Origin of the sequence: Bradyrhizobium sp. CCBAU 53338, assembly GCF_015291665.1 — a bacterium.
Classification (GTDB): Bacteria; Pseudomonadota; Alphaproteobacteria; order Rhizobiales; family Xanthobacteraceae; genus Bradyrhizobium.
This window is the reverse complement of sequence record NZ_CP030048.1, coordinates 4,189,327-4,208,832: the sequence shown is the minus strand read 5'-3', so window position 1 is coordinate 4,208,832 and position 19,506 is coordinate 4,189,327. Positions and strand designations below refer to the sequence as shown.

General features: G+C 63.6%; 27 protein-coding genes and 1 tRNA gene. 15 read left to right on the top strand and 13 right to left on the bottom strand.

Annotated features, from left to right (window positions below; translation table 11 throughout):
* Positions 1–47 precede the first annotated feature (47 nt).
* The gene (locus XH90_RS19800) at positions 48–1,655 is read left to right on the top strand and encodes a hypothetical protein (RefSeq protein ID WP_194476030.1); all 1,608 of its coding nucleotides are present in this window, start codon (positions 48–50) and stop codon (positions 1,653–1,655) included.
* Between the two features lie 16 nt (positions 1,656–1,671).
* On the opposite strand, the gene XH90_RS19795 is transcribed toward XH90_RS19800, so the two are convergent.
* Positions 1,672–1,746, bottom strand: a tRNA-Glu gene (locus tag XH90_RS19795).
* A 227-nt stretch (positions 1,747–1,973) separates the two neighbouring features.
* Here XH90_RS19795 and XH90_RS19790 point away from each other — a divergent pair.
* Complete coding sequence (locus tag XH90_RS19790) at positions 1,974–2,228, top strand: PilZ domain-containing protein (RefSeq protein ID WP_194476029.1); 255 nt, start codon at positions 1,974–1,976, stop codon at positions 2,226–2,228.
* A gap of 53 nt (positions 2,229–2,281) precedes the next feature.
* Positions 2,282–2,515 carry a hypothetical protein gene (locus XH90_RS19785; RefSeq protein WP_194476028.1) on the top strand — a complete coding sequence of 78 codons (234 nt, stop codon included), beginning with the start codon at positions 2,282–2,284 and terminating at the stop codon, positions 2,513–2,515.
* Positions 2,516–2,677: 162 nt separating this feature from the next.
* On the opposite strand, the gene XH90_RS19780 is transcribed toward XH90_RS19785, so the two are convergent.
* Both XH90_RS19780 and XH90_RS19775 read right to left on the bottom strand, forming a co-directional pair.
* Entirely contained in the window at positions 2,678–3,316 is a 639-nt protein-coding gene (locus XH90_RS19780) for a glutathione S-transferase family protein (RefSeq protein WP_194476027.1), read from the bottom strand.
* 330 nt (positions 3,317–3,646) lie between these two features.
* Positions 3,647–4,099 carry a VOC family protein gene (locus XH90_RS19775; RefSeq protein ID WP_194476026.1) on the bottom strand — a complete coding sequence of 151 codons (453 nt, stop codon included), beginning with the start codon at positions 4,097–4,099 and terminating at the stop codon, positions 3,647–3,649.
* Between the two features lie 295 nt (positions 4,100–4,394).
* On the opposite strand from XH90_RS19775, the gene XH90_RS19770 reads away from it, so the two are divergent.
* Complete coding sequence (locus XH90_RS19770; protein ID WP_194476025.1) at positions 4,395–5,030, top strand: LysE family translocator; 636 nt, start codon at positions 4,395–4,397, stop codon at positions 5,028–5,030.
* 112 nt (positions 5,031–5,142) lie between these two features.
* Here the strand turns inward: XH90_RS19770 and XH90_RS19765 are convergent, their stop codons facing one another.
* Positions 5,143–6,444, bottom strand: coding sequence for a hypothetical protein (locus XH90_RS19765; RefSeq protein ID WP_194476024.1), 1,302 nt, complete (start codon positions 6,442–6,444; stop codon positions 5,143–5,145).
* A 104-nt stretch (positions 6,445–6,548) separates the two neighbouring features.
* The gene (locus XH90_RS19760) at positions 6,549–7,199 is read right to left on the bottom strand and encodes a glutathione S-transferase family protein (RefSeq protein WP_194476023.1); all 651 of its coding nucleotides are present in this window, start codon (positions 7,197–7,199) and stop codon (positions 6,549–6,551) included.
* A 236-nt stretch (positions 7,200–7,435) separates the two neighbouring features.
* Here XH90_RS19760 and XH90_RS19755 point away from each other — a divergent pair, with 236 nt between their 5' ends.
* From XH90_RS19755 to XH90_RS19740, 4 genes are all read left to right on the top strand, one after another.
* Positions 7,436–7,798, top strand: coding sequence for a YciI family protein (locus XH90_RS19755; RefSeq protein WP_194476022.1), 363 nt, complete (start codon positions 7,436–7,438; stop codon positions 7,796–7,798).
* Positions 7,798–9,033: an RNA polymerase sigma factor gene (locus XH90_RS19750; RefSeq protein ID WP_371748369.1), complete on the top strand. Its 1,236-nt coding sequence runs from the start codon at positions 7,798–7,800 to the stop codon at positions 9,031–9,033. Before XH90_RS19755 ends, XH90_RS19750 begins: the two co-directional genes overlap by 1 nt.
* 78 nt (positions 9,034–9,111) lie before the next feature.
* On the top strand, positions 9,112–9,480 hold the full coding sequence (locus XH90_RS19745) for a VOC family protein (protein ID WP_194476020.1): 369 nt from the start codon (positions 9,112–9,114) through the stop codon (positions 9,478–9,480).
* Positions 9,481–9,739: 259 nt separating this feature from the next.
* Positions 9,740–10,168 (top strand): hydrogenase, encoded by a 429-nt coding sequence (locus XH90_RS19740; protein WP_194476019.1) that lies wholly within the window; start codon positions 9,740–9,742, stop codon positions 10,166–10,168.
* A gap of 769 nt (positions 10,169–10,937) precedes the next feature.
* Here the strand turns inward: XH90_RS19740 and XH90_RS19735 are convergent.
* Positions 10,938–11,120 (bottom strand): hypothetical protein, encoded by a 183-nt coding sequence (locus XH90_RS19735; protein ID WP_194476018.1) that lies wholly within the window; start codon positions 11,118–11,120, stop codon positions 10,938–10,940.
* Positions 11,121–11,493: 373 nt separating this feature from the next.
* Between XH90_RS19735 and XH90_RS19730 the strand changes: the two genes are divergently transcribed.
* Positions 11,494–11,757: a hypothetical protein gene (locus tag XH90_RS19730; protein ID WP_194476017.1), complete on the top strand. Its 264-nt coding sequence runs from the start codon at positions 11,494–11,496 to the stop codon at positions 11,755–11,757.
* Between the two features lie 141 nt (positions 11,758–11,898).
* Here XH90_RS19730 and XH90_RS19725 read toward each other — a convergent pair whose 3' ends face one another.
* Positions 11,899–12,126 (bottom strand): hypothetical protein, encoded by a 228-nt coding sequence (locus tag XH90_RS19725; protein WP_194476016.1) that lies wholly within the window; start codon positions 12,124–12,126, stop codon positions 11,899–11,901.
* A gap of 105 nt (positions 12,127–12,231) precedes the next feature.
* Here XH90_RS19725 and XH90_RS39645 point away from each other — a divergent pair, with 105 nt between their 5' ends.
* Positions 12,232–12,360 carry a hypothetical protein gene (locus tag XH90_RS39645; protein ID WP_256442384.1) on the top strand — a complete coding sequence of 43 codons (129 nt, stop codon included), beginning with the start codon at positions 12,232–12,234 and terminating at the stop codon, positions 12,358–12,360.
* Positions 12,361–13,044: 684 nt separating this feature from the next.
* Here XH90_RS39645 and XH90_RS19720 read toward each other — a convergent pair.
* Together XH90_RS19720 and XH90_RS19715 are read right to left on the bottom strand one after the other, a co-directional pair.
* Positions 13,045–13,347, bottom strand: a complete 303-nt coding sequence (locus XH90_RS19720) for a hypothetical protein (RefSeq protein ID WP_194476015.1) — start codon at positions 13,345–13,347, stop codon at positions 13,045–13,047.
* 159 nt (positions 13,348–13,506) lie between these two features.
* Positions 13,507–15,045 carry a carboxylesterase/lipase family protein gene (locus tag XH90_RS19715; RefSeq protein WP_194476014.1) on the bottom strand — a complete coding sequence of 513 codons (1,539 nt, stop codon included), beginning with the start codon at positions 15,043–15,045 and terminating at the stop codon, positions 13,507–13,509.
* Positions 15,046–15,152: 107 nt separating this feature from the next.
* Between XH90_RS19715 and XH90_RS19710 the strand changes: the two genes are divergently transcribed.
* From XH90_RS19710 to XH90_RS19690, 5 genes are all read left to right on the top strand, one after another.
* Positions 15,153–15,977, top strand: a complete 825-nt coding sequence (locus XH90_RS19710; protein WP_194476013.1) for a helix-turn-helix domain-containing protein — start codon at positions 15,153–15,155, stop codon at positions 15,975–15,977.
* Positions 15,978–16,130: 153 nt separating this feature from the next.
* Positions 16,131–16,427, top strand: coding sequence for an HU family DNA-binding protein (locus XH90_RS19705; protein WP_194476012.1), 297 nt, complete (start codon positions 16,131–16,133; stop codon positions 16,425–16,427).
* 492 nt (positions 16,428–16,919) lie between these two features.
* Complete coding sequence (locus XH90_RS19700) at positions 16,920–17,060, top strand: hypothetical protein (protein ID WP_194476011.1); 141 nt, start codon at positions 16,920–16,922, stop codon at positions 17,058–17,060.
* A gap of 433 nt (positions 17,061–17,493) precedes the next feature.
* On the top strand, positions 17,494–17,844 hold the full coding sequence (locus XH90_RS19695; RefSeq protein ID WP_194476010.1) for a GrlR family regulatory protein: 351 nt from the start codon (positions 17,494–17,496) through the stop codon (positions 17,842–17,844).
* A 139-nt stretch (positions 17,845–17,983) separates the two neighbouring features.
* The gene (locus tag XH90_RS19690) at positions 17,984–18,181 is read left to right on the top strand and encodes a hypothetical protein (protein WP_194476009.1); all 198 of its coding nucleotides are present in this window, start codon (positions 17,984–17,986) and stop codon (positions 18,179–18,181) included.
* Here the strand turns inward: XH90_RS19690 and XH90_RS39640 are convergent.
* The 4 genes from XH90_RS39640 to XH90_RS19675 form a co-directional block, all read right to left on the bottom strand.
* The gene (locus XH90_RS39640; protein ID WP_256442383.1) at positions 18,178–18,303 is read right to left on the bottom strand and encodes a hypothetical protein; all 126 of its coding nucleotides are present in this window, start codon (positions 18,301–18,303) and stop codon (positions 18,178–18,180) included. The two genes, XH90_RS19690 and XH90_RS39640, sit on opposite strands and share 4 nt — an antisense overlap.
* A gap of 78 nt (positions 18,304–18,381) precedes the next feature.
* The gene (locus XH90_RS19685; RefSeq protein WP_194476008.1) at positions 18,382–18,612 is read right to left on the bottom strand and encodes a hypothetical protein; all 231 of its coding nucleotides are present in this window, start codon (positions 18,610–18,612) and stop codon (positions 18,382–18,384) included.
* Positions 18,613–18,865: 253 nt separating this feature from the next.
* On the bottom strand, positions 18,866–19,048 hold the full coding sequence (locus tag XH90_RS39855) for a hypothetical protein (RefSeq protein WP_371748252.1): 183 nt from the start codon (positions 19,046–19,048) through the stop codon (positions 18,866–18,868).
* A gap of 201 nt (positions 19,049–19,249) precedes the next feature.
* Complete coding sequence (locus XH90_RS19675; protein ID WP_164933808.1) at positions 19,250–19,414, bottom strand: hypothetical protein; 165 nt, start codon at positions 19,412–19,414, stop codon at positions 19,250–19,252.
* Between the last annotated feature and the right edge of the window lie 92 nt (positions 19,415–19,506).

Here is a 19,506-nt window from a genome sequence, read left to right as displayed (position 1 = left end):
GTTCGACGACGATGATGTCTGGCGATTGCTGTTTTCCCGACGCGCGGGTGAGCGGAAGGATCAGGACGCTGCTGGTCCTCATCGTGCCGTCGCTGTATCTGGCGGCAACGCTGCTCTATTCGGCCTGGCAGGCGGTATGGGGCGTCCAGGTCGATCCGGAATCGGCCTACACCATGAACGGGCTGGTGGCGGCGGCTGGTTACGGCTCGCTGAAGTTCGACCACCCGGGAACGACGACGACGCTGCTTGTCGAACTGATCGTCAGGGGCTGGGCCCTGGTCGCCCGCGCCGAGGATATCGTCGCGTTCGGGCTCAAGCACTACGATGCGATCACATACGCGGCGCGAACCGGCGAGGCGGTGGTGCTGACGGGCGCGCTGCTGGCGGGCGGGCTCATCGTCGGACGGACGACGCAGAGTGCCATCGCCGCGATGCTGTTTCAGGCCGGCGCGTTCGTGCATCCCGACGCGTTTCACTTCCAGACGGTGCTTGCGCCGGAAGGCCTCATGGCCGCGTTCGCGCTGTTCGGCATGGCGATCGTGGTCAAGGCTGCGCTCGACGCCCATCCGCCGGAAACCAGCCTCGGTGTCATGTCCGGGGTGATTTTCGCGCTCGGGTTCTCGACCAAATATCTCTATCTGCCGCAGGCGGTGTTCGGCGTGTGCCTGCTCAGAAACAGGCGAGCGTTCGTCGCCGCCATGGTCACCGGCGCGATCGGCTTCGTCGGCTTCAGTCTGATCTTCAATCCCGGAACGATCACGCGCGGGTTCGGATGGCTCGTGCAGATCGCCACCCACAAGGGACAATACGGCGAGGGCGAGGCGGGGTTCATCGACTTCGGCACGTTCTGGTCCAACATGCGCGGGATCGTTGCATCGGCACCGCTCGTGCTCGGCGTCTACGTCGCAGCCGCGGGCACGGTGCTGGCCTGGTGCGCCAAGAGCCGGAGCTGGCGCGATCCGGTCAGCCTGACGCTCGGCGCCGCCGTCCTGGTCTTTGCCGCGCATCTGGTGGCGACGTCGAAGCATTTTGCGCTTCACTACATGCTGGCGCCGTGGGTCCAGACCGGGGGCGTCCTGGTCCTGGTTCTGGTGCTGCTCAGGCGCCTGGTCCCGGCCGTCCCGTCGGCTGCGCTGAGCCTGCTGGCGGGCAGCCTGTGCATCGTAACGGGTGCGGTGACGTTGATCGACGCCCGCGCCGCGGCCCTGCAATCGTCGGCGCTGAACGCGGTTGGGGCGCGGCTTTCGAAGGCGGTGGTCGCGGCCGGTCCCGCCTGCGCCAACGTCTCTGGCATGTTCGTGCGCGCGCCGGAGAACGACATGAACCACGGCTGGGACATGACGTTGCAGCTCTGGGGCGACCAGGCCATGCGCGAGAGATTTTCCAGGGCCTATGCCAGCGTCTTCACGGTGCCGCTGCTGGACCACAACACCTATACGCACGTCCTCAAGAACGACTTTCGCCCCACCAGCTATGCGAAGCTTGCGGTGGACTATCCCTGCATCGTCGTCCGTTCGGCGGTGGCGCTCGACGCCGAGAATGCGATCGGGCTGCTGGCGCTCGATCCGGACCATTGCGAGATCGCGGGGGTCCACGTCTATACCGTCAACCTCGCCTGCGCGAAGGTGCAGGGCAGCTTCCTGGGCGAGCGATGAGGGGACGTGGTTGGGGTGGCGCTCCCTAGCGGAATCGAACCGCTCTCTCCACCGTGAAAGGGTGGCGTCCTAACCGATAGACGAAGGGAGCAAACGCAGGGCCTGACAGCATGTGGCGACGGGCCCGCTGGCCGGTCCGAGTCGTGCCCGGCGGCTTGCAGCGGGCGAACGTATAGTGGCCTTTGCGCCGGTGGGCAAGCCGTTCCGGAACGCTCTTTTGGGCCCGGTGGATAGCCCGGCCCGGGATCATCAGGGCTGCGATTTCAACGGTTTTTTAGGGTTCCCTGGGCTAGCGCTGGGGCGGGAGATTTTTCGCCGATGCCACAGCCCAAGAAGCGCGCAGCCCGCAAACTGCTGTCGCAGCATGCCTGGATCACGCTTGAGGGCGGATTCGCGGCACGGCATTGCCTGGTCCAGGATATTTCGGCCTCGGGCGCCAGGATCACCATGGACGAGGATGCGAGCCAGCTGCCGGGCGTGATCCGCATGGCCTTCGCACGCGACGCCCGGACCGGGCGGAGCTGTCAGGTGGTCTGGCGCCGCGGCAAGTCGGCCGGGGTCCGGTTCCTCTGAGCCCAAGCCGGCCCGGATGGCGCCTGCCGCCGGTCCGGGCTACAAGGCGGCCCATGCGCGCCGCCGTTCTCGTTCTCGCCTCATTCGCACTGACCGCCGCAGCCGGGGCCGAAACCCTGCGCCTGCCGCCGGCCGAGCAGCCGCAGTCCGGCAAGACGCTGCCGCTGAAGGGCTCCGCCGCCAGGCCCAATGGCTGCGCCTCCTATGGCCGGGGTTTTGCGATGGTCGAGGGCACCTGCGTGAAGATCGGCGGCTCGGTCCGGATCGACGCCGTGACCGGCCGCTGAGCTGACGCCGATCGTCGTCGCGCTGGTCGAGCCTCGCCGGCACCAGCCCGCCACGACGAAACGCGAAAACAACCCCATGCACAGTAGCCGGCGCGCGCGGCGCGTTTGCGCGGCAAGCGCGATTCATCACGTCCGCACCACACCTTGAGCCGCTTCAGCGGCTCAGGACATCGGCGGGGCCACGTGCTGGGCAAATCCGGGCCGCCGGCCGAGCTCGGCGAGCCACCTCGTCAGGTGCGGCTGCGCCGGCCGGGTGATCCCCTCGACGCCGAGCCAGCGCCGCGCATAGGCGCCGATGGCGATATCGGCGAGCGTGAACGCGTCTCCCTCCATGAACGGCCGCGTCGCGAGCAGGCGGTCGGCGATCGCCCAGACTTCGGCGGCGGCATCGGCATCCTGCTGCACCTTGATCATGTCGCGCTCGGCGGGTGGCGTGCGCACGATGCCCCAGAACACCGGGCGGTCGACCGGCTGCACCATCGCCAGCGTCCAGTCGAGCCAGCGGTCGACACTGGCTCTGCGCTTCGGCGCCTCCGGATAGATCGGCGTGCCGCGCCCATGCGCCATGCAGAGATAGCGCATGATCGAATTGGACTCCCACAGCACGTAGTCGCCCTCGACCAGCGTCGGAATCCGCGCATTCGGGTTCATCGCGAGATAATCGGCCTCGCGGGTCTTGCCGTATTGCATGCCGGCGTCGATGCGCTGATAGGGCAGCGCAAGCTCGGTGAGGCACCACAGCACCTTCTGCACGTTGACCGAATTGGCGCGGCCCCAGATCGTCAGCTGTGTGTCAGGCATCGAGCGTCTCCCGCGGCGTTCATTTCCCGCGCGTGATAGCGGAATTTCGCGCAAGCAGCGATGCCGATTGCCGCCAGCCACTCATGCAAAAAGCTCCGCTCTGGGAGCGGAGCTTTCATTGCAGAGCAACCGGTCGCGACAAACGCAAGATGCGTTTGCGCTGATATCAATGGCCGAAGAACAGCCACAACAGAATGATCACCGGGATCGGCACGCCCAGCAGCCACAGCAAAATTCCGCGTCCCATCGCGTCCTCCTCCAATCGCATTGTCCAATCGCATTGTCTTGGAGTGAACGCGGGGGAGCGGCGGTGGTTCCTGCAGATAGCGCCTACCAATGGCCGGTATTCGGCATCGACGCCCACGGCTCGGCCGGCGCCTTCGGCTCGCCCTTCTGCAGCAGCTCGATCGAGTGCAAATCGGGCGAGCGGACGAAGGCCATGTTGCCGTCGCGCGGGGGACGGTTGATGGTGACGCCGGCCTTCATCAGCTTCTCGCAGGTGGCGTAGATGTCGTCGACCTCGTAGGCGAGGTGGCCGAAGAAGCGGTCCTCGCCGTACTTCTCCTCGTCCCAGTTGTAGGTAAGCTCGACCAGCGGCGCACCGCGCGTCTGCGGCTGCTTCTTCAGCGCTTCGAGATCGTCAGCCGAGCACAGGAACACCAGCGTGAAGCGCCCCTTGTCGTTCTCGATCCGCCGCACCTCCTTGAGCCCGAGCGCATCCTGGTAGAACTTCAGCGCGACATCGAGATTGCGCACGCGCAGCATGGTGTGGAGATAACGCATGGTTGTTGCTCCCTTGGACGGTGGGGTTTTGGTTTGGGCCGGAACGGCGGGGGAGAGATAGCAGGAAAGTGGCGGGAGGGGCAGGGGGCGGGGGAAACGTGTGCGTGAAATGAAGGCCAATGGCTACATCAATCAAGCATAGTGACGATGCACTTAAGTCCAGCGACACGTGAGCGAGTGGAGTGCACAATGACCGCAATCACTGTCACCGTATTTTATGATCTCCATCGGGGTGCACCGGGCCGAGCCAAGACCTCGGCAGTGTATCGACGGGAACGTGGAGGAGCAGCGGAATATGTTATTCTTCCTTGCATTCATCGGGACATCGATTGTTGTGATTGTCACGCCGGGGCCTGACACGGCCACGACCATCCGCAGCACCCTTTTGGCCGGGCGGACGGGCGGGATCTGCACGGCGGCTGGCATAGCGGTTGGTCAGACAGTCTGGGCCCTGGCGACCAGCGTCGGCCTTGCTGCTCTCCTGGTGGCCTCGGCGCCGCTGTTTCTTGCCATCAAGTATCTGGGCGCCGCTTACCTTATCTATCTGGGCGTCCTCGCGTTATACGAAGCCCTTCGGTCGCCGGAGCAGGGTTCGGGGATCGCGGTGGAGAACTACGCGCATGGTCGCTTAAGCCCTTGGATCGCTTTCAGGCAGGGGCTCATCAGCGATCTCGGCAATCCCAAGATGGCTGTTTTCTTCACGAGCCTGCTTCCTCAGTTCGTGCCGACAGGCGGATCGACCTTTGCGACACTGCTCGCTCTTGGAATTGTCTTTGCAGGCATGACCTTCCTCTGGCTCGCATTTTATGCCGCGGCTATCCACAAGGTGCGGAATGCTCTTCAACGGCCTACCGTGCGTCGCCTCGTGGAGGGCGTGACGGGAGTTGTCCTGATTGCTCTGGGTTTGCGCATCGCCACAGAGCAGCGGTGAATGGTGCCAGCTTCGTGAATTCCCGTGGATGGCGCCGCCGAATTACGGCGGCAGGCCCCTGCATTGGCCGCAAGGAAAGCGCGCACCACGCCATTTCGTGCGATGGCCTGCCTCAGATCGCCTTTGCTTTCTTCAGCGCATCGAGGTCGTGCCGCACGCCGGCAAGACCGTCGTGGTTGTAGCGGATCAGAATCCGCTCGGCGCTGAGATATGACAGCGCCGGGTTGCGGAAGCCGTTGTTGAACTTCGCCGCATCCGCAGGGTCGAAGCCGTAGTCGGGCGCGAGCTTGGCGAGGATCGCCACCGCCGCCGTCACCGCCGGGCCGGCGAAGATGTAGTCAGCATCCGACAGATTGTGGATCACGGTCTCGGCCGAGAGGTTGCCGAGCTTGGCAGCGAGGAAGTCGATGTTGTCGGTGGTGCGCGCCGGCGGCAGGCGGAAGTGGCCGCTCGCATCCTTCACCAGATAGCCGCGCGCGATCGGGGCGACATGGGCGATGATCGCCGCGGCGCGCAGCCAGTTTACCACCATGTACTCGTGGCCGAGCGTCGGCGCGCTGTGGGCCGAGGCCTGGATCACGATGAACGGCGCGGGCAGGTCGCGCGCCATGGATTCGGCGACGCCGAGAATGTGATGGCCGCCGGTGCGGCTGTCACCCTTGGCTCCATCAGCATCGGTCTCGCCGTTGCCGCCGAAGTTGAACTCGGCGAACTCGCTGCCGTCGGCATTCCACTGGAACACGATCGGCTTGGCCCAGTCGTGCCACATCGGGGCTGCGATGATTGCGTCGTTGTTGATGACGAGATCGGAGTGGCTGACCGCCTCGCGCGAACCGTTCGGCGGCAGGGGCGCCACCCGCGGCAGACCGTCCTCGCCGGTCAGACCGACGTTGAGGCGGTAGTTCTCGCTGAAGCTGATGGCGCTCGACAGGTTGAACGATTCATGCACCGGCAGGCCGCCGGGATAGGAGTGGTGGCCGGTGAATCCGCTGCCGGGCGCGGCACCCCAGGCCATCGGCAGGTGCGGGCAGGCAGTGCCGTCGTCGCGCAGCGGCGGAAACACGCCTGTCACCGCGCCGCCCGGAAAACCCTTGCCGTCGGCTTCGTTGATCAGGCCGAGGCTGACGAGCTCGGCGACGATCTTGGCCTTGTCCGAAGCGGTGAGGTTGGCGCGATGGGCGACACAGGTGTTCGGGTTGAACAGGGCGTCGTGGGTGGCGGCCTTCAGCCGGGCGTCGTCGATGCTGGCGATGACCTGCTCGATGCGCGCCAGCGCAGATTTCACCAGCGGCGAACGGGCGGCGAGCTCGCCCGCCGCGGCGTTGCCGGCACCAGGCACGGTCTGGTCGACGGCCAAAGCCGGGGCGGAGGTCGCCAGCACGGCAGCGGCGACGACGGGAAGCATGAGGCGCATCAGCGGGCTCCTTTTGAAACGAGGCGCAGCGCTAGCATCGGATAATGACAGCTCAGTAACAGCAATAGCCACTGACGTTTCTGGAGCGCGCGATCGGCGCGCGTTCAGTTGCGCGACGCCGCGGCGAACACCGCCATTTGCGCATCGAAGGCGCGCCGGAACGCCGGCCGCGTTTCGCCGCGGGCTACATAAGCCGGGAGGTTTGGATATTCGTCCAGCAGGCCGGATGCCTTCAACCGCCGCAGCACCGTGATCATCATGAGGTCGCCGGCGCTGAAGGCGCCATCGAGCCAATCCGCATTGCCGAGACGGACGGACAAATCCCGCAAGCGCTCCCGGATGCGGTCCTTCACGCGCGGCAGTCGCTGCTCGTACCAGGCCTCATTGCGCTCCACGATCACTGCGATTGTCAGGTCGAGGACCGGTGGCTCCAAGGAGCTGAGCGCGGCGAACATCCACGCGATCGCGCGCGCCCGGCCTTCGGGTTCGTCCGGCAACAATCCGGCATGGCGCTCGGCGATGTGGAGCACGATCGCGCCGGACTCGAACAGCACGAGGCCGCCGTCCTCATAGGTCGGGATCTGTCCGAAGGGATGCAGCGCGCGATGCGAAGCCTGCTTCATCTCGCTGAACGAGAGCAGACGGACATCGTAGGGCTGTCCAACCTCCTCGAGCGCCCATCGCACCCCCATGTCGCGGGCCAGTCCGCGGCCGCGGTCCGGCGCGTTTGCGAAGGCGGTGATGGTCGGGGGCATGGAAGGCTCCGGGGACGGGAAGAGGAGGCTAGGCGGCCAGAGGACGAACGACCCCAGCCGCTCCCGACATCTTGGCGCAATTTTTCTTGTTGCCCGGAATTGCGGTGATTGGAATTACGATGATGATGCACTCAACTGCCGACCTGAGGCGTTGACGGAATCTGCCAGGCAACGATGGTCGAGTTTGTTGCGCTGTCACCTTAAATGCTGCAGGCTTTCATCGAGGACGGGATTACATGCGTTACATGCTCATGCTCCACGCTGACGAAGCTGCAGGAAGAGCTGTAGCGCCGCAGGATATGGCGCGTTTCATGGGCCAAATGTACGCCTATCAACAGGCTCTGGAGAAGGCCGCGGTATTCATTTCAACGGACGCCCTGGTCAGCTCCTCAGAGGCAAGCATCGTGCGCGTCAAGGACGGTGAAATCAGTGTCCTGGACGGCCCCTATGCCGATGCTCGCGAACAGTTGGGCGGCTATTTCATCATAGACGTTGCCGATATCGACGAAGCCAACAAATGGGCGGCACGCTGTCCCGCCGCGACATGGGGCTCGGTCGAGGTACGCCGCATCAGGGATCGATCGGAATATGCGGGATGATGGTTTCGCAGTCCGCCCTCGCGCGATCCGTTGCGGAGAAGGTCGCGCGCGAGAGCTATGGTCGCCTGGTCGCTTATCTTGGCGGGCGCTCAGGTGATCTGGCATCTGCGGAGGATGCACTTGCGGAAGCATTCCTGGCGGCACTCGAGAAATGGCCTGATACCGGCGTGCCTGATAACCCCGATGCCTGGCTGCTGACCATCGCGCGAAGGCGCAGGCTCGACGACTGGCGCAAGGAGAAGGTCAGGAAAAAGAGTGCAGATCATCTCGATCTCGTTGCCGACGAGTTCTCTGCGGCAACGGATCTGGATGAAGGGATTCCAGATCGACGACTGGCACTCATGTTTGCTTGTGCGCATCCCAGCATCGATGCGGCGGCGCGAACGCCCCTGATGCTCCAAACCGTGCTCGGCCTGACGGCGATGGATATCAGCGCACGATTTCTCGTTTCCCCAAAGACCATGGGCCAGAGGCTCGCGAGAGCCAAGGCGAGGATCAGGGACGAAAAAATTCCATTCCTCGTGCCTGAAAGGGAAGAACTGCCGACGCGCCTGCCGCCAGTGCTGGCTTCCATCTATGCCGCCTACACGAACGGGTGGATGGAGATTGATGGGGCGAAAGCCCTTGGACACGAGGCAATCTGGCTTGCACGCGTGGTCGTATCCCTGCTTCCGCAAGAACCGGAGGCGAAAGGCTTGCTTGCGCTGATGCTTTATGCAGAAGCGCGACGTTCATCTCGCCGGGACCCCGACGGGGGATTCGTGCCACTGGACGAGCAAGACGTCGGACTTTGGGATCGCGCGCAATTGCAAATGGCGGAGGGGCTGTTGCGTGAGGCCAACGCAAACGGTCCCACTGGTCGTTATCAGATCGAAGCAGCGATCCAGTCCGCCCATGTCGCGCGCTGTTTGAGCGGCGTGTCGAACTGGCAGGCTGTGGTTTCCCTCTATGATGTGCTGGAAAGGATCGCTCCATCGCCGGTCGTGACGCTCAACCGCTCCGTGGCTCTTGCACGGATGGGGCACACGGACGCGGCTCTTGCCGACATCGACGCCCTTGCCGGCGATATCAGGATGGCCGACTATTTGCCCTATTGGGCGGCCCGTGCGCAGATTTGTGCCGATCTCGGCAAGCGGGCGGAGGCGGTGGAAGCTTTCACCATAGCCGTCGGATTGTGCTGGTCGGAGGGGGAGCGACGCTATCTCGAAGAACGGCGCTCAAGAATGTTGAGCTAATCGCGAATGTTTTCTCGCCGCCTGTCGAAATCGAGACCTCCTGGACGACATCCATCTGTCCAACCCAGGAGAACGATCATGACGACCAGGATGACCGTACAAGGCATTTACGCTTGCGCTACCGTTTCCAACTTCGACGAAGCTCTCGTCTGGTATGAAAAGCTCATGGGGCGTCCGGCCGACGACCAGCCGATGCCGGGCATGGCCCAGTGGCGCAACATGGGCGCGGCCGGCCTGCAGGTCTGGAAGGATGACGAACGCGCCGGCAGGGGGATCGTGACGATCGTCACTCCCGTGCTCGAAGTTGAGAACGCACGGCTGGCGAGCCTCGGCTTGCAACTCGTCAACAAGATGGAAGGCAAGTTTGGAGCCGTGGCTCAGATATTTGACGCTGAGGGCAACCGCGTCAACGTGGTCGAGCCTCCCAAGGGCCATGTGAACTGTTGAATTCGGATCCAGACTCCGGCCCTGGGTAATATCTGCTCTGGGCCGTTCGTCGGAAGTACGGTGACGGTGCACTCAATGGACGCAGTCCCCGAGCAGGACTGAAGCCAGCGGAGAGCGACCGGGAAATGGAATTGGTGCACTGGCCTGCACCGTCACTGCAATTGCAGCTCTAAGGTTCGAACGACCGGACGGGGTGCCGTTTGCTACGGCTTGACATAGAGTACGGCGATTCAACGCGCGGCACCTGGAGGGCAAGCTTATGGCGGATGAGAAGCGAAGGCTCCTATGGCATGGCGCGACCTTGTTCTTGATAGGATTGCTGACGGGGCTGGTCGAGCAGCATTTCACCAATGTGAGGATGGGATTGGCCGCCCACTTGGAGGGCGTGATGAACGGCACGTTCCTGCTGGCGGTCGGCGCCATCTGGAACGAGGTCAGATTGTCGGCGCGAACCAAAGCCGTGGCCTATTGGGCGCTGCTGATCGGAACATACGGCAATTGGGTCGTCACGACGTCGGCCGCCGTGCTTGGGACAGCCGCGCTCTCGCCGATCACGGCGGCGGAGCATGAAGCGGCGCCCTGGAAGGAGGCAATGATTACAGGCGCATTCGTATTCATCGGAATGGCCATCATCCTGGCCGCCGTATTGCTCTTGCTCGGGTTGCGGAGCGCGGCAAAGCCGCAGTGAGGCGACGAGCGGGCATGACCCGTTACGTAATTCGTAGCTCCCCTCTTTATTTCATTCTTGATGCTCACTCCAACCGGCCTTGTCCAATTTTGTCGGGTGGGTATTGTACCTCATTGCAACCTGGGGGAGAGTTATGAAGTCGACATTATGTGCGGTACTGGCAATCTGTGTTCTCGCATCTGAAGCCTTCGCCGCGGGCTGTGGCGGGATGGTGTGCAACCACAATTCGACCTGCCAGAGTTTGCGCAATGCAGGCAATTGCGAAGCCGCCCGTGCGGCCGGCGGCACCAGGCCCGACGCTGGCGCCAGCGGCAAGACCGCAAGCGAGTGTCAACGGCAGGCCGGGTTCACGTTCGCGCAATGGCAGGCCGGACAAACCACCAAGGCTCAGCGCAGGGCTTGGGACAAGTGCATGGGTCGGTGAAGCAAGACCGGACGAGCGCAGGGCCTCGGTGAAAGCCGAGGCCTTTTTCTCATCTCAGAGGAGCAGGTGAGCGAACGACCGCTCCGTTCCCCCGTTTCGGCCGGAGATCGTCCCGCGCTTTCCTGAGTGGGTGATTGTCTGGTCCAGGGCGCGCTGCTTCAGCTCAGCAGAAGACAAAAACAACCAAGTTGAAAGAGCATTCGCTCCGTCCCCAAGCATGGACTGAAGCCGCATGGTCGCAAGATTGCCGGCGGCAATTGCCGGTGAATGAATTCAATGCACAGTCAACGTACGTCAATCCATCCACCGCTTCTTGGCGGGCCGTCCGCTCTCAGGGAATGCGCATCAAACTTCAGGCTTGAGCGCAGCGGCGTCGGCTTCCTGGCTCGAGCCTTCGCGCGCGCCGGCGTCGACCGACGGGACGATGTCCGGTGCGGTGTCGGTCTCGCCGAAAAGTCTGACGTACTCCGAAAGCGGCATATAGCCGGCTTCAACCAGTGCTCGAGCACTCGTGCGATCAATGGACATGCGTTCCTCCAGCCTCAGCGTCAGCTTTACTGCTAGGCTGGCTCCGGTAAAGGCGACGTTAGATTGTTGCTTAACGGTCGCGCTGCAGTGCGGTATTTCCTGGTTCCCAGCGGTAGTTTGTTCCCTCAAAGCCAGGGAACCTCCGTGTTTCTACCGCCATTAAATTCGCGTTTACCGTCAGTAAATCCAGTTTATCGGCAGCACCTGCCGGGGCTATCGCATCTGAGAGGCCTTCCTGGCTGCGGAGCTGAGGCACCTGAACCGGCGGAGAGGCCGCGCGACTAAGCTGCATGGTTCGGAGCTTGAAGACGGATTTCGTGACCGTGCTGGCCGCTAGGTTTCTGGTCTCCTCGGTCTTCATGGCGAGAGCGGCATGAAGCGCTGGGTACGAAGCCTTGGAAAGATTGCGCGGGTTGCCGCGCTTTGCGGGACCTTCGCGTGGCTTGCGCTCACGACGATCTCTCCTCGAGAGCCTGATGCGAACCATCCTGAACGCTACGCCCAACGGCACGACATCCGTTACGTCAGCGAGGACATGGGATTGACCCTGCGAATTCTGCTTGGCGCGACGTTCACGCTCGCCATGGTGGCCTTTGGATGCCACTTCGCGACCAGGGACGCCGCAGATGATTGGTAGCGGGAGGCAAGCCGCTGCCGGCGGATGCGCGATCTTCCGGTCTTGCGACGGTGCAAGCATCTGGACAAACGGTTCATGAATCGAAGAGGCCGCCAACCGAGGCGGCCTCCGGATTTCGCGATGACGTCCGGGAAGACGATATCAGAAGGGAGGCTGGCCCGGTCCACCCCCCGGCCCGAACGGGCCGCGCAGATTGCCCGGGCCCTGCAAGGCGCCGGCGATGACACCGCCGACCCACTCGACGGCGTGGACGATGGCGCTGCCGATGGCGCGGAAGGCGTCGCCCAGCCAGTTGCCGCCGACGATCGAATCGAGCTCCGCATCCGTCAGCTCGATCATTCCCGAGTTCTTGTGTTCACTGCTCTGCATGGTCTGCTCCTGTTGAGATCGGACGGCGGACCATTCCGCCGTCGACGGGGAGTGTTCCCCTTGCACCTGTGATGTCAGGAGTACGCGAGGCGCGTCCGGGCCGCCGTGATCGTCGTCACACAGCGAATGGCGGTGGTGCCCGGCGCGTTCGTGGTCGACATCAAGTCGCGCCTCGTGCGTTGGCGCGCCGCTGCATTCAACCGTCAGGACCGGCAGAGCCGGCAAGCGGCATGAAGCATCGCGAGGCAGGATGAGCGGCGATGCTTGATGCCTTGCTCTGCCCTGTCTTCGACGTGATCCTCGGCGCGGTCGAGACCGCCATCGTCAAATCGTTCGGTGCGTCCGCGCCGTTGCTAGTAACATCTGGCTGATTGGCTGCCTGGATGCTGGGATTGCCTTGCAATCCAGGATTCCGCAGCACGTCGGCTGTGGAAGCTCCCGACCAGCTGCTCCGACGTTCCGTCGGCGTGGGTCTCCTCGATGACGAAGAGCCCGGTCGCATGAACACACACGGAGTACCGGCAGGCAGGGTCAGGAAGCATGTGCATGTCCCGCGAAGGAGGCTCACGTGCTTCGCAATATATGCGCGCGTTGGTTGCAGGTCTTTGATGCAGATCATGCCGATCGGCACGGCGCCATCGGAATCATAGTGATACCGTGCAGTGGCGCCGTCATTTGCGACGTCGCAACCAAGAAGGTGCAGCTGCCGGGAACAGGTCAGTCGTCAGCGCGTACAGATACGTTGATGTCGCGGGCAGAAACCGGAAAAATGCTCCGCGTCCGACATCCCCATTGCGTCCGGTTGTCACCCGGCAGTGCTTTGGACAACGCCATCGGGCTCAGCCGGTTCAACGGGGCTGGGCTCCAAACGCGGCAGAGCCGGGAGTTCCGTCCGCACGAGGCCTGTCGATGATCCGCTTATGCCGCAATCCGCTGGTCGGTCGGCGCGGTCAGGTATTTCAGCACTTCGGCATGCTCGAGATCGGGAACCGCGATGGCCGTGTGGCTGTAGGCCGCGTGCGAGCGGGACGTCGCGATCTGGTCCAGGATCGCCTTGCCCTTGATCACATGGAGGCCCATGCCGTCTCCGGACGGGAAGATCGCCAGCACGACGTCGTAGGCGTCGATGACGGATCTGAGCGCCGCGGCCTTGTCTTCGGCGACATCGACAAACACGCGGACATCGGCTGCGAGTTCACGCAGCTCATCAAAATTCAGCACTGTAGGTACTCCAACGCAACAAGACTGGGATTGAGAGTGGCGGCGTTGGGTTACCAGAGTCTGAACAACTTCGTTCGTATCGAAAGTTTCACGACGAGGTGACGCATGGTGTGGACAACTCCGCCGGGGGCAAGCGGAGCTTTCCCTGCGCTGCGGTCGCTAGGCGATGTCGCGCCAGCGCATCGGAAGAGCCCCGTCCTCCCTGAAGCCGCCGAGGAAGCGGAAGCGCTTCGCGTGCGGATTGGGGCGGGCTTCGATCGGGGCGCCCAGGATCTGCACGATGTCGGTCTCGTCATAGGCCGGCCAGTCGGGCAGGCCCGGCCCGTTGGGATCGCCTGATGTCGCGAAGTTGACCCAATAGCTCATCATGGTCAGCGACAGCGCACGGTCGGCTTCGGCGGGCGGCGCCGTGCTGCCGATCACCCGCTGCGGCGTCAGGGTGCCGAACACGAAGGGGATCTCGGTGACGTGCGAGGCGATCGGCGTGTACGGCGAGGTGTAGACGAAGTGGTAGCCATAGACGGGCGCGCGCGTGCTGCTGCGATGCAAGCGAAGCGCCTGCCAGCACTGCTCGCCGACCACCATGTCGCCCGTGAGCGCCGCGGCGGAGGCCTTGGCCTGTGCGTCGGTGTCGGCGGGGTACAGTGTCCGGACATCGGCGACCCGGTGCTTGCCGAACATCGCCTCCGTGGCCGTGCGAAAGGCCTGCGGCTGGTGATGGGGAAGCGCTAGCCGCATGAAGGGGAATTCCTCCGCGCTGTTCCACCCCGACAGCAGGGGAATGTGCATCTGCTCGCCGCGCTGGAAGCGCCGCGCGGGCACATCCGGCACCACATGACGATCGATGCTCGGCGAGAACGCCTGCGTGACGTGATCTTGCGCAAAACTCCACGGCGCGGCTGCGTTCAACTGTTCGGCCGGCACCGCGCGCAAGGCCGCGATCGATCCGCTGCCGTAGTTGCGGACGAACGCTGTGCCTCGCGCGCGGGCTTCGTCGAAACCTTGCAGCGGCCCGTGCCGGCCGTCCCAGAAGGCGCCGCTTTCGCAAATGGCTTTGTGAAACAGCCCGTGCGCGAGCGGCGACGCCATCAGGATGCCGACGGCCATCGCGCCGGCGGATTCGCCGAACAGGGTGACGTTGTCGCCGTCGCCGCCGAAGGCTGCGATGTTGGCCTTCACCCAGCGGAGCGCTGCGAGCTGATCCAGCAGGCCGTAATTGCCAGACGGGGCTTCCGCGTCGAGCTCGGGATGGGCGAGGAAGCCGAGGACGCCAAGGCGATAGTTGAAGCTGACGACGACGACCCCCTTCGCCGCCAGCAGCGCACCATCGGTGGCGGGATTGGCGGAGGAGCCGAACTGAAAGCCGCCGCCGTGGATCCATGCCATCACCGGCCGCTTCTCGTCCGCCTCTTGCGCGGCGGTCCAGACATTGAGCGTGAGGCAATCCTCATTGCGCGGCCCGGGCCGCGGATCGTCTACGAGTGACGAGAGAGACGCCGCGCCGAAGGCCTGCGCATCGCGCACGCCGCTCCATGGCGTCGGCGGCTCCGGCGAGCGCCACCGTAGCGATCCGACGGGAGGCGCTGCGTAGGGGATGCCCTTGAACGCGAGCACGCCGTTTGCGTCGCGTGGCGCGCCGCGCACCTGGCCGGCTCGCGTGCGAACGGTTCGGCCCGGTGGGGTGGATTTCGTGATCATCGCGCCATGCACGGTCGCTTCTCCTCAATTCGGGGCGACCTCAGAACTAACGGCTTTGCGGCTGGATGAATTTATATATAATTCCAACCAGTCGCTAAAAATCGTCAATGGTTAGGCAAAAACTCAGCTATCCCTGGCTCGACCTGGATGTGGACGACCGGTCCGCGCCCGTCATTGCCGTGCGCGTCGATGCCGACGGGACCAGGGGCGAGGTGCCCGACCACCGCCATCGCAAGGGACAGCTCGTGGTGTCGCTCGGCGGCGGCGTCACCTGTCGTGTGCCTGACGGCCTGTGGATGGTGCCGCCGCATTGTGCGGTCTGGATTCCGAGCCGCATGGCGCACAGCAATCGCGCCACCGCCAATGCGCGATTGTTCTTCGTCTACATCGAGGCCGAGCTGGTCGACCTTCCGGATCGCTGCTGCACCATTTCGATCTCGCCCTTGCTGCGCGAACTGATCGTCGAGCTGTCCGACGGCGCGCAGCACGACGAGGCGCGGCGGGAGCGCCTGATCGGCGTGCTGCTCGGCGAGTTGCCGCGCATGCCCGTGCAGCAATTGCATCTGCCGCTCTCGACCGAGCCGCGGTTGAAGCGCATCGCCGCAAGCCTGGCGGACAATCCCGCCGACCGCCGCACCCTGGCGGAATGGGCCGATCACGTCGCACTCAGCCAGAGCAGTCTTGCGCGTCTCGTTGTGAAGCAGACGGGGCTGACGTTCGGGCGCTGGCGTCAGCAACTGCATCTGATCGTCGCGATCCGCGAGCTCGCCGCGGGCGCGAGCGTGCAGCAGGTTTCGGCGGACCTCGGCTATGAATCCGTCACGGCCTTCATCACGATGTTCAGAAAGGCGTTGGGCAAGCCGCCTGCGAAATATCTCGCCGGTGTTGCCCGGGCGCCATTGCCCGACGGAAACATCACGGAACTCACGTAGAACTGCTGCTTGCGTTTTCGGCCTCGATAGGTTCTAAGCCCGGCTGCTTCGTGGCCGACAGGCATGAGCAGACGCGCCGCCCGCGCAGTTTTACCGCTTCCCGGACATAGCACCATCGCAGCTTGCGCGCACCCAATTCAGAGGAATCCAGACATGGCGAAGATGACCAAGACTCAATTGATCGATGCGATTGCCGAGGGCACGCAGCTCGCGAAGAACGACGTGAAGTCGGTCATCGAGTACATGGCGACGGTCGGCTACAAGGAGCTCAACGAGGCCGGCGAGTTCGTTATTCCCGGTTTCGTGAAGATGTCCGTCGTCAACAAGCCCGCGACCGAAGCCCGCATGGGCGTCAATCCCTTCACCAAGGAGCCGATGCAGTTCGCGGCGAAGCCGGCGAGCAAGTCGGTCAAGGCCTCGCCGCTGAAGGTCGCCAAGGACGCCGTCTGATCTGGCCACCGCATCGCGGCGTGGTCCGAAGGGCGCGCAGGCAATGTGTGCAGCAAAAAGGGGAAAACCCCGCTTGGGGGGAGCGGGGTTTTCTGATGGGGTGAAGCCTGGGGGAAGCTTCATTGAATTAGACGCGCGAGCGCTGAAAAAGTTCAGCGCAGGACGCGCAAGGCGTCAGCCGCATTCGCAAAAAGAAAAACCCCGCGCTTGCGCACGGGGCTCTCTTGCTGACGGCGTTGGGATTTCAGCGCCTGGCCGCCAGCAGTGCCTTTAACTTAAGGTTGAAAATCCAAAAAGCAACAGCGCCGCGGTGACGGAATATATTCGTCCATCGCGGCGCTGTCATGTTAACTGGGCGCTGAAATCCCCAGCATCCGTACGTCTACGGGGCGGCGAAAAGGTTCAACGCGGCTTGCACAGAAATCTGGGGCAAGGGCTGGACTTTGTGTTCTTCCTTTGTTCTAGTTGAGTCATCAGCTTTGGAGATGACTCATGACGCCAGAGAAGCAGCGCGAAGTGATCCGGCTCTGGAACCAGCTCAGGAAGGTCGAGGGCCCGGCCGCGGAAGAGCTCCGCATCCAGATCCTGGAATGCTTCTCGGAGAAGGGCAACGCCAGGCGCGCGGCGGCCTGAGCGGCGTCGCGGACGCGCGCGCGAGGTGACGGCGCGTCGCTTCATCGATCGTTAGGAATCGTGTCGCGCTGATTTGCGCGACTCCGATTCGTTCCTCAGGAACGAAATGGAGTCGTTTGCAGAACAAGTCGCGCGTGTTCGCAGTCGTGCTTGCGACCTGTATCGAAACGGGTCGGCGCGATGCCTTGAATCACCGTGTCATCGTTGCGGCCGCCGCGGACGATGTGCAACGTGATGGTGCGATCTTTCGCTTGCCGTGGAGCGTCGCTCGTTTGCGTGCAAACGAATGTTTAAGAATTGCGTCGCGCCGATTTCGTCGATTCCGATTCGTTCTCCGAGAACGAAATGGTAGCGAAGCCGGAACAAAGCTGGTTGCTGCCTCGACGCTTCCCATGCCCCGCGCTATCGTCACCAGGGGACGGCGGGCGCATCCATGAAGAACGGGCTCTACTCGATCCACATCCACATGCTCGACGGCGTGAAGGGCCGCGACAGCGGCGTGTTGATCCTGCGCGATGGCGTGCTGCTCGGCGGCGGACCCTACTTCTGGTCGCGCGGCACCTACACGTTCGGCAACGGCACCTGGAAGGGCGAGCTCGCCACCAACCAGCATTCACCGTTCGCCGATCCGCTCGTGAGGCCGCTGTTCGCAGGCAGCGAGGCGACCAGCGGTTTTTCCGGCACGTTCAGCGAGGAGGGGGCCCAGGTCTACGGCACCGTGCTGGTCGCCGGTCATCGCAGCCTCGGTTTTCAAGCGACGCTGAAGTGGCTCGCCGAGATCTGAGGCGCGTCGCAATCTCCTAACGAAAACTTGCGGGAAGCGCGATAACCCTATTCGGTTAGGTTAAGAGTCCAATCGCGTTGCGCTTGCCGCGGGTTGGGATAGGTGTCTGGCAAAGACAACAAGAAAACCGACTATTGCCATGACCCCGTTTTCAGAGCCGTCATTTTATCAGGGCGATCGCCAGACCTATCGCCGCGTCGCCGTCGTCGGCACGCTGTTCTGTCTCGCCTTTGTGACCATCAGCGTTTCGCTGCGGCCGCAGCTCGGGGACTCGCGCGTCGCGGTCAAGGCCGACCGGCTCGTGCGCACCGCGGGCCAGCCGCTGCACGCCAACTAGCGCTTGCCGCGATAGACCTCGTCGTCGGCGGAGTCCTGCCGGCACGCGACGCCGCTGCTCGCAAGCGCGACGAAGCCGGCATAACCGGACAGATTGAGCAATATCTCGAGCCAGGCGGGCATGGCGAGCCTCCTCGTGCGGAAGATCACCTCAACGTGCGCGGGAGCCGCTTGTTCCGGGCTTGCAAAGCAAACGCCGCCTCAGAGCGGCGAGGTGGGATCGAGCCGCCGGCCCAGCGCCGCGACCGATTCCGTCGTGGGCGCATCCTTGAGGAACTCGGCGATGGCGCGGGCGAGCTCGCCATCGCTCATCGGCGTCGGCGGCGGACGCAGCGCGCCGACACCGAAATTGCGGACGATCTCGTCATAGTGCCGTGCGTTGGTGTTGGGAACGAGCCTTCGAATGCGGGCCAGCAGAGCGGATATCGGCAATCTCTCCTCCTCGACCTCCGCCCCGTTGGCAGCAATTGATCCCTGCTGCCATTTTCTCGTTTGAAACTGAAAACCCCGCCAGCACCGCGGAGATGCTGACGGGGTCTTCGTGCTGTCGCCTCAACCCGGATGGCGAAGGCTCCCGCACTTGCAGGTTCAATCCGCGCTTGCGGACATTGTTCCCTGCGCGGCGAGATTTTTTCTGCGCCGCTCGGTTCCGACAGACGCGAACCATCGCGCCCGATCGGCGTTGTCATGCCGAGATGCGAAGGAGGAGATCATGAAGAAGACACTCGCTGTTCTTGCGACCGTCGCCGCCGTCGGCGTGACCGCGGTTGCGGCACCGGCGCCTGCGCAGGCGCGCGGCATCGGCCCGGGTCTGGCGTTCGGTCTGGCCGCTGGCGCGATCACCGCTGGCGCGGTCGCGGCGTCCCATCCGTACGGCTATGGCTATTACGGCCCGGGCTACGCCTATTATGGCGGACCTGCTTATTACGGTCCCGGCCCGTATGCCTATTACGGCAGGCCGTATTATCGACATCACCGTTACTACCGTCACTGGTAACGGTTGAGGAATCGAAAAGCCCGGAGCGATGCTCCGGGCTTTTTTCGTTTGCGCACATTGCTGCGCGATCTCTCAAGGCCACAGTGAGGGCCGTTCAACCTTGCGGGCGTTCTCGAGCGTCGAGACAAAATACTCTTCGCGCTCGCGCTTGAATTTTTCCTGCGTGGCACGGAAGGCGGCGACACGGGCGGCGATCTCTTCGCGTTCGCGGATCTTGCGTTGTTCGTCTTCGGTCATGTCAAATCCCCACTCCACTTGAGTATGTGTGCACTTCTGAACTCAAGCACTGCCGCCGCAATCACGTTGAGTCGCGTCAACACATGCATTGG